Source organism: Natrarchaeobius versutus (genome assembly GCF_041205745.1).
Lineage (GTDB): Archaea > Halobacteriota > Halobacteria > Halobacteriales > Natrialbaceae > Natrarchaeobius > Natrarchaeobius versutus.
The window spans coordinates 335621-343295 of sequence record NZ_JBGFCC010000006.1 but is presented as its reverse complement, the minus strand read 5'-3'; the positions used below and the strand labels follow the sequence as shown (position 1 = coordinate 343295).

Annotated in this window: 8 protein-coding genes; 4 read left to right on the top strand and 4 right to left on the bottom strand. The window is 65.1% G+C overall.

Annotated elements, in window-relative coordinates:
* Positions 1-138: 138 nt before the first annotated feature.
* The 3 genes from AB7C87_RS15570 to AB7C87_RS15560 all read right to left on the bottom strand — a co-directional run bounded on the left by AB7C87_RS15570 (position 139) and on the right by AB7C87_RS15560 (position 2945).
* Positions 139-1257 (bottom strand): CPBP family intramembrane glutamic endopeptidase, encoded by a 1119-nt coding sequence (locus AB7C87_RS15570; RefSeq protein WP_369730403.1) that lies wholly within the window; start codon positions 1255-1257, stop codon positions 139-141.
* Positions 1258-1363: 106 nt separating this feature from the next.
* Entirely contained in the window at positions 1364-1591 is a 228-nt protein-coding gene (locus tag AB7C87_RS15565) for a DUF7860 family protein (RefSeq protein ID WP_369730402.1), read from the bottom strand.
* A 49-nt stretch (positions 1592-1640) separates the two neighbouring features.
* Complete coding sequence (locus AB7C87_RS15560) at positions 1641-2945, bottom strand: phosphoglucose isomerase-related protein (RefSeq protein WP_369730401.1); 1305 nt, start codon at positions 2943-2945, stop codon at positions 1641-1643.
* A gap of 182 nt (positions 2946-3127) precedes the next feature.
* Between AB7C87_RS15560 and AB7C87_RS15555 the strand changes: the two genes are divergently transcribed.
* Both AB7C87_RS15555 and AB7C87_RS15550 read left to right on the top strand, forming a co-directional pair.
* A complete protein-coding gene (locus AB7C87_RS15555) occupies positions 3128-3919 on the top strand; it encodes a TrmB family transcriptional regulator (RefSeq protein ID WP_369730400.1) in 792 nt (263 codons plus the stop codon).
* A 163-nt stretch (positions 3920-4082) separates the two neighbouring features.
* Positions 4083-4556, top strand: coding sequence for a DUF5812 family protein (locus tag AB7C87_RS15550; RefSeq protein ID WP_369730399.1), 474 nt, complete (start codon positions 4083-4085; stop codon positions 4554-4556).
* 23 nt (positions 4557-4579) lie between these two features.
* Here AB7C87_RS15550 and AB7C87_RS15545 read toward each other — a convergent pair whose 3' ends face one another.
* Positions 4580-4975: a DUF7968 family protein gene (locus tag AB7C87_RS15545; protein ID WP_369730398.1), complete on the bottom strand. Its 396-nt coding sequence runs from the start codon at positions 4973-4975 to the stop codon at positions 4580-4582.
* Between the two features lie 118 nt (positions 4976-5093).
* Here AB7C87_RS15545 and secF point away from each other — a divergent pair, with 118 nt between their 5' ends.
* Entirely contained in the window at positions 5094-5990 is an 897-nt protein-coding gene (gene secF / locus AB7C87_RS15540) for a protein translocase subunit SecF (RefSeq protein WP_369730397.1), read from the top strand.
* Entirely contained in the window at positions 5990-7630 is a 1641-nt protein-coding gene (locus AB7C87_RS15535) for a preprotein translocase subunit SecD (RefSeq protein ID WP_369730396.1), read from the top strand. The genes secF and AB7C87_RS15535 overlap by 1 nt, the downstream gene beginning before the upstream one ends.
* Positions 7631-7675 lie beyond the last annotated feature (45 nt).

Genomic DNA, 7675 nt, shown 5'->3' with positions numbered 1-7675 from the left:
GACACCGAAGTCTCCCCGCTTCAACTCCTTTGATTTACTGACCTTTCCCGACGCCGTCTAGTGATTCAACGCAGCCGTTCCGGCACAACCGCCGTTCGAATTGCGGTTGTGTCGGAAACTCGTTTACAGGAAACCGTATCAGGCGTACCCGAGATAGAGGTTCCCAAAGAGGATCGCGTTGTAGACGCCGTGGATAAGCGCCGGAACGACCAGGTTTTCGGTTCGTTCGTAGATCACGCCGAGAACGATCGAGAGCCCGAAGACGACGCCAAGGCTCGCGACGAGTTGGCCGGTCCCGGCGGTCCAGTACGCTTGGGTGTGAACGAGCGCGAAGATGACGCTCCCGACGACGACGGCGCCGAACCGTGAAAACGGCGCGTACAACGCCTTCTGTATCACGTTTCGGTAGAGCAGTTCCTCGAAGGGGCCGATGACGAGCAACGACGCGGGGATCAAGACGAGCAGGATTTCGGGATTCTCCTGGGCCTGCTGGGCCGTGCCGTGATCGGAGCTTTCGACGCCCGTCGTGTAGAACAGCGCCGAGATCGCAAACAGCGCGCCGAAGATGACGAAGATCCCGCCGACGGTCCAGAGGACGTCCCGTTTGGTCGGCAACCGAACGTCGATGTACGACAGACCGTAGCCCCGGAAAACGAGGTAGCCAACGGCGACGGCTCCGGTTCCGACGGCCATCCCGAGCTGGCTTAGCGCGACGGCCTGGGCGAGCGAAAGCGTCCCGAAGACGAGTATGATCGGAATCAACAGCACGACCAGTGTCACCTCGATACTGAACAACCCAACGAGGCCGACACCCATCATCCCCGCCGTGTACCCGCTCCGGACGAGAAGCCCGAACGGATCGACGTCGGCGTAGTAAGCCGCGCCGAGACCGACGCTCAGACCGGCCGTCACGAACGCGCCGAAGAGCAACGGAAACGACACCGGGAACGGGTCGAGCGGGACCGGGGCGGCGTACCCCTGGTTCATCCCGTAGCCGACGAGAAGGAGGACAACGACGCTCGAGACGAGGGCAATTCCGCCGCCGATTCGGTGGTCGACGTCGTCGTGGAGTCCGACGAGAAACGCGAGCGTGGCGACCGCGGCGAGGGCGACGCCGGCCCAGAGAGCCGGCTCCTCGAAGCCACGGCGGACGGGGACGAGCAGGGCGATCAGCGTCACGGCCGAGAGTCCGGCCCCGATACCCGGGACGACCGCCGACGGAAGCGAAAGCGAATCGACCCGTGCAGTCTCGGTCATACGTGGACGTTCGAGCGAGGGCACATAGGGCCTCCGCAACCGGACGCGAACGCCGATGCTATCCGAACGATGGCTGTCGACGGAAGACGTCGAGTGGCGCGTCGGTTCACTCGGTCAGCGGGAGCGCGATTCCGAAGCCGAATACCGCGACGAAATCGATCCCGATTCCGGCGGCGATCATGTCGACCGCGAGCGTATCAGTCCACTCCGGAAGCGTTTCGAACACGAGCGGTCCGATCCCCGCGAGCATCACACCGAGTGCGATCAGCCCGAATCCGAAGAGAAAGAGACCTTTGGCCCAGCGTACGTAGTCGAGTCCCCAGTCGTGACCCATACGCAATGTAGTTCGGATATCGATTAGGCTCTTTTGGTCGAACCACCGATCAGCGCTCGACGCGAAGCTCCGTCTTCTCGGCGACCGCTTCGGCCTCGGCGAACTCCTCGCCGCCGAGCAGTCCGCGAGTCGCCGCCTTCGCCCACTCGACGGCGGGCTGGTCGAAGGCGTTTACCTCGTATAGCTCCCCGGCGAGGACGCAGGCGGCCTCCAGTCCGTACAGGAGTCCGCCGAGTTCGTACTCGTCGACACGCTCGAGTTCGATGCGGACGTTCGGGCGTCCCGCGGCCGCGAGGCTGGCCTCCGTCGCCGCGAACTCGGCCTCGAGTAACTCCCCGAGGGTCGCGTCGCCGAGATACGAGAGGTCCTCGACGTCCGTCGCGGGGATCGGTCGATCTTCGGTCTCGCGTGGCCGGACGAACGTGACGAGGGTATCCCGCGGCCCGGCCCGATACAGTTGCAACTGGGAGTGTTGGTCGGTGACGCCGAGTGCGCGGACCGGCGTCTGCCCGAGTTCGTCCTTGCCGAGGCTCTCGGCCCACAGCTGGGCGAACCACTCCGCGTACGTCTCGAGGGACTCGGCGTAGGGCATCATCGCGTTCGTTCCGGCGCCGCGCTGGTCGAGCGCGTAGGTCGTCGCGCCGTAGGCGTAGGCCGGACACTCGAACAGCGAGCCCGAAAGCGAGTCGGCTTCCGCGGCGGCGCCCGCGAGCAAGGCATCGAGGTCGTGGCCACAGACGGCCGCGGCGACGAGGCCGACCGCCGAGAGCGCCGAGAACCGACCGGGAACCCCGTCCGGAACCCGAAGCGAGGGGAGATCGTGGCGATCCGCGAGATCGGACAGCGGGCCGGCGTCACCGGTCGTGACGATCGTCCGCTCGGTCCAGTCGACGCCGGCCGACTCGAAGGCTTCCCGGACGACGAGAAAGTTCGCGAGCGTCTCCGCCGTCGTTCCCGAGCGGGAGACGACGTTGATCGCCGTCTCCTCGAGGGAGATCGCCTCGAGTCGGCGCGAGACCCACTCGGGGTCGACGTTGTCGAGGAAGACGGTCTCCGTGCCGTCGCCCTCGTCCGCCAGGGCGTCGACGATGGTCGCGCCACCCAGCGAACTCCCGCCGATGCCGATCGTGACCAGCGTCTCGGCGTCCGCGACGGGCTCGACGGCGGCCCTGATCTCGTCGGGATCCGTCCGCTCGGGGAGATTCAACGCGGCGTAGCCGTGTTCGTCGTCGGCCCGGCCGACCTCGATCCGTTCGTGTGCGTTCGCCACCCGCTCGTCTAAGCGCTCGAGGGAGTCCATCGAGACGCCCGGCGATGCGACCGACGCGAGGGCGTTGCCGATGTCGACGTTCATGGGCGCAACACCACTGGCCTGGACTAAAGTCGTTCCGTCACGCGGACCGTACGGTCCCGGCGTCGACGTAGCGGGACGTCCGAACTCGAGTGCGGCGCGTTTCGCGGTGCTCGGCCGTTCGGACGAATCCACCTCGCAAACCGATGGGAACGCCTTTGACGGCGAAGGGACAACGAGATTTCATGACTGAACTCGAGGAACTCGGGCTCTCGAGCTACGAGGAACGCGCCTATCGGGCGTTACTCGCAAGCGGCGCGGCGACCGCGCGGACGGTGTCGGAGACCAGCGGCGTGCCGACAGGGCGGATCTACGACGTGTTGAACGGACTCGAGGCCCGCGGCATCGTGGACGTCCTGGCCGGCGATCCACGCCGCTACGCGGCGGTCGAACCCGAGGCGGCCGTCGATCGCCTGCTGGCAGAGCGGACGCGAAAACTCGAACGGGAGGAAAAGCGCTACCGAACGCTCGCCGACGCGGTTCGATCGGATCTCGCGCCGACGCCGCCGACCGACGGGAACTTCTGGCCGGCACCGCTGGGAAGTGCGGACGCGATCACCACGCTACGAGAGCAGGTCAAAACCGCCGACGAACGCATCTTCGCGGTCGTCGGCTTGCCGTACGAGAACGCACCGTGGGAGCGCTACCGCGCGGAACTCGAGGCCTTTTTCGGCGGAATGGACGGTGATCTCGAGGTCGAGTTTCTCGTGAGCGCCGCGTTGGTCGAGACGCTCCCGGAGGACGCGTTCGAACTGGCGGCGAACCACGACGCCACCGTCGAGGTGAGACGGACGAGTGAGGGGTACGTCTCACTCGACGTCGTCGACGGGAAGGCGGTGGCCATCGACATCCCACACCCCTGTTTCGACGACGAGCGTATCGGCGTCGTCGACATCCGTGATGAGACGTTCGCCACGCGACTCGAGCGCCAGTTCGAACCGGTATGGAACGACGCCGATCCCGTGTTTCCCCGGTAGCACGCCGTTGTCGTCGTTCTCGTGATACGTCGTCCCTGTCTTCCGGTCGATTTTCCCCACTCAGCGAGGCAAAGCAGGGTCGATACGGCAGTCTCGAGACCGAATGCCGAACTGACGGTGTCGAGACGAAACCCCGAAAACCGTCCTCCACCTACGGCCGTACATGAGCGAGAAGACCGGGACGTTCGTCGTCACCCACGCAGAGGAGGAGTCGGCCGTCGTCCGGGACGTCGAGACCGCACAGGTACACACGTTGGCCTCGAACCCCGGCCTCGAGGTTCACGACGTCCTCGAGGCGACCGTCGCACCCGATCCGCCCCTCGAGGTGACCTGGCAGGTGATCGAGGTCGACGGCCGTCGATCGATCGAACTGGTCGACAGCGACCTCGAGCCGACCGGCCACTCGAAAGAACTCGCCGCGGACGCGCCCGTCGGCGACCTCGTCCAGGAAGAGCGAGCGGGGACCGGTGAGATCCACGTGTTTCGCGTCCCGGAGGAAGACGTCGAATCCGCCGCCCAGGACGTCATCGAGGACGAAGAGACCATCGCGCGAGCGGCACGCCTCGAGGCGGTTCGCGTCGAAGTCCGCCGGTCAGTCGACGACGGCGTGTTGAGCGTCCGGTATCTCCCCGACTGATCGATGCCGTGTGAACGGGGACGTTAGGAGTGAGTCGGCCCCTCCCGGCTCTGGACGCTCCAGGATCCCTCGATACCGCAGGCGTCGCGGACTTCGTACTCGATCGCCGTCTCCGCGCCGACACGGGAACCGCCTTCGATTCGTTCGACGCGAAGCGGGACGTCGAGCGTGTTCCCACAGCAACCGACGCCGACGAACTCCTCCCAGACGTCGCCCTCGCGCGCGATGTCCCTCGTTTTCCGGAGAAACGCGAGAAACGAGGGCTTCTCGACTTGAAACCGCCCCCAGTCGGAGAGATCGGCCGGATACGAAACGACGATCCGTTCGGCCGGTTGGGATCCGCCGGGAGATTCCGGGTCGTCCCGTCGTCCGCGGTGATCGTCCCGTCGTTCGCGGTGAGGTTCCTGTGTGTCGGTCATACGCCCGCATACGGGCTCGAGCGCTATCAGTGTGGGGAAATTTTCGGTAACGATCGGTACAGAAAATGCCACAGAAATTGAGAAGGCTTACTTCGGCTGACTTCCAGTGGTCCGATACATGGGGTATTTCGACGTACCGGAGATAGAGTACTCCCGGTACAGCAACCGCCAGCTCGCGGCGGTGCCGCTCGCGCTTCTCGCGGTTGCACTGCTCGTCCTCAGCGGCTCGTTTCTGCTGACCGGAGCGCCGGTCCAGCTGGGGATGGACTTCGCCGGCGGCGCGGAGTTAACGATTCAGACGACCTCTTCGGAGGCAGAAATCGCGGCGGCGTTCGACCGCGAACCCGACTCGATCTCGGCCATTCAGGCGCCCGGGGTCGACAACCAGTACACCGTCCAGTTCGCCGGCGTGGACGACCAGGAGACGATTCAAGGGCTGTCCGGTCAGGCCGAAGCGAACCTCGCGGCCGACGGTGATGCGTCGATCGTCCAGTCCGAATCGACGGCATCCGCGAGTTTCGCCCAGCAGGCCCAACAGACCGCCCTGCTCGGGATCGCCGTCGCGTTCCTCGGGATGAGCGTCCTCGCGTTCTTGCTCTTTCGGACGTTCGTTCCGTCGATCGCGATCGTCCTCTCTGCGTTCTCGGATCTCGTGATTCCGCTCGCGTTCATGTCGCTTGCGGGCATCCAGCTCTCGCTCGGGACGGTCGCCGCACTCCTGATGTTGATCGGATATTCCGTCGACTCCGACATCCTGTTGAACAACCACATCCTCCGACGGAGCGGTGACTTCTACGAGAGCACCCACCGCGCGTCCCGGACCGGGATCACGATGACGGTGACGTCGATGATGGCGATGCTCGTGATGGGGATCGCCGCGTCGCTGTTCGGCGTCGAGTTGCTCGCATCGATCGGTATCATCCTCTTCGTCGGCCTCGCGGCCGACCTGATGAACACCTACATGTTAAACGTCAGCCTGCTTCGCTGGTACAAGTTCCACGGGGTGAGATCGTAATGGGGCCGAAAGCGTTCGTCATGGAGTACTGGCGACTGATCCTCATCGTCGCCTTCGTCGGCGGCGCGCTGGTCGCCCTCTTTATCCCCGGCGGCATCGTCGCCGACGACTCGCTTGCCGGCGAGGAAGCCGAGGTCGACGAGCGGATGACGAACATCGAGTACGGACTCGGTCTCGACGGCGGAACGCGAGTGAGCGCACCGCCCGTCGGGATGACCGCCGACCACCTCGAGATCGAACACGACCAACAACGCCAGCTCACGGAAGCGTTGCTGTCGTACGACTACGAGGACGCCGACATCGAGTCGGCCGACGTCCGCGTTCGGTATCACGAGAACGACAACCGCTACACCGCGGAAATTTTCTCCGACGAGGTGAGCCACGCCGAGTTCGCGGACGCGCTGAACGCGGCCGGCGTCGGCCTCGAGGTCACCGAAGACGACGTCGAGGACGGCGTCACCCAGCAGACCCGCGATTCGATCATTCAGACCATCGAGTTGCGGATCAACGAGGCGGGACTCTCCGGCGGGAACGCCTACGAGGAGGCAACGCTCGGTGGCCAGTACTACATCGTCACGGAGGTTCCCGGCATGGAACCGGAGGAGCTTCGTGATCTGTTGAGCGACCGCGGTGACGTCCGGATCGACGCGTACCATCCCGACGGCGACGGTGGCCAGATGAACCAGACGGTCCTCGAGGGCCAGGAGATCGCCGAACCCGGTGTCGCCTCCTACGACGATCAACGCGACCAACACTACGTTCCGGTGACCGTCGACGGCACCGAGGACGAAGACGGCAACAGTCCGGCCTCGGAGTACCAAGATGCGATGAACGAACTCGGATTCACCGGCGAGGGTCAGGGCCGCTGTCACATCCAGGATCGCCAGGCCGGCGAGTTCAACTTCGACCCCGACGATCCGCAGTGGTGTCTGCTCACCGTCGTCGACGGCGAGGTCGTCGACGCACACAGCATGGGTGGCGGCCTCGGTGACAACATGGCGGCAGGAACCTGGGTGAACGATCCGACGTTCCGAATGATCGTGCCGTCCCAGCAGGATGCCCACCACCTCGCGGTCAACCTGCAATCCGGTGCGCTCGAGGCGCCGCTGGATTTCAGTCAGGAACAGACGTTCACGGTCCAGCCCTCCCAGGCCGAGCAGTTCCAGTTCTACTCGCTTCTCATCGGCGGGCTCGCGGTGTTGACCGTCTGTGGCATGATCTTCCTGCGCTACCGGAACCCGAAGGTCGCGGCGCCGATGTTCCTCACGGCGATGGCCGAAGTGTTGATCCTGCTCGGCTTTGCCGCGGCGATACGCATGCCACTCGACCTCTCGCACGTCGCCGGGTTCATCGCCGTCGTCGGGACCGGGGTGGACGACCTGGTCATCATCGCCGACGAGGTGATGGACGAAGGCGACGTCAGCTCGAGCCGGGTGTTCGAATCCCGGTTCCGGAAGGCGTTTTGGATCATCGGGGCCGCGGCGGCGACGACGATCATCGCGCTCTCGCCGCTTGCGGTGCTCAGCCTCGGCGATCTGCGCGGGTTCGCCATCATCACGATCCTGGGCGTCCTCATCGGGGTGCTCATCACCCGTCCGGCCTACGGTGACATCCTCCAGCGCCTGCTGACGGACAAGTAACGCCGCCCCGCCGAGCCGTTTTTCCCGCCAAATCACGACCCTCGA